Origin of the sequence: Psychrobacter sp. K31L (genome assembly GCF_017942195.1) — a bacterium.
Taxonomy (GTDB): domain Bacteria; phylum Pseudomonadota; class Gammaproteobacteria; order Pseudomonadales; family Moraxellaceae; genus Psychrobacter; species Psychrobacter glaciei.
Genome location: NZ_JAGKSC010000024.1, coordinates 1 through 698 on the forward strand (window position 1 = coordinate 1; position 698 = coordinate 698).

Annotated in this window: 2 protein-coding genes; both read left to right on the forward strand. The window is 44.7% G+C overall.

The features are described 5' to 3' along the window. Positions 1–345 (forward strand): hypothetical protein (locus tag J5X94_RS13805; protein ID WP_210541618.1); only part of this gene is annotated, 345 nt, incomplete at its 5' end. Between the two features lie 44 nt (positions 346–389). Further along, on the forward strand, positions 390–680 hold the full coding sequence (locus tag J5X94_RS13810) for a hypothetical protein (protein WP_002218852.1): 291 nt from the start codon (positions 390–392) through the stop codon (positions 678–680). Positions 681–698: the final 18 nt, after the last annotated feature.

A 698-nucleotide genomic window follows, 5' to 3' on the forward strand; every position in this document is an offset into this window, starting at 1 on the left:
GACCGCTACCTTGAATGGGTAAAAAAACAGTTTGGACGTGCGGCAAACGGTCTGAAATTCATTTTTCCCGAATTGGACAAAGCCAAACTGTTTGAACTGATTGAGCCGAGTCATCACAAGCTGCCCAAGTCTTTGGCTCCCGAAGCCTACGACTGCGCCTTTTTGAAAGCTCAAGCCATTCATGAACAGCCCGCATTCAAACCGTACAAAGACCCTTACTATATGTACGAATATTACGAGAATCTTGAAAAACAGCTTGAACAGCAAAAACACGTCAACAATGAAGAAAGCTATAACAACTTCATTTACGACAAATTCGCAAGACTACCGATTTCATGGGCTTAAAGTGTCTGTCCGAAAGACGTTTAATCACACAAGGAAACCAAAAAATGAACATCCAACTTCAAGGCCACATCGTCGGCGTTAAAAAATTCAACGGACAAATCGAAGGCAGGAGCTTCGACTATTGCCGCCTGATTGTCGCCACACCCTTAGACAGCTCCCAAGGCAACGCATTGGGCAGCTCTACTACTGAATACGATTTCGGCGGCTCTGCCAATTTCGAGCAGTTCCGAAACGCCCAATTTCCGATCGAAGCAAACCTGAACGTAGAAATCGTCACTACGGGCAAAACCCAAAAACTGAAAGTCATCGGTTTTCAACTCGTGAAGAAAGGCTGATTGAATGCAGAAAGTCTA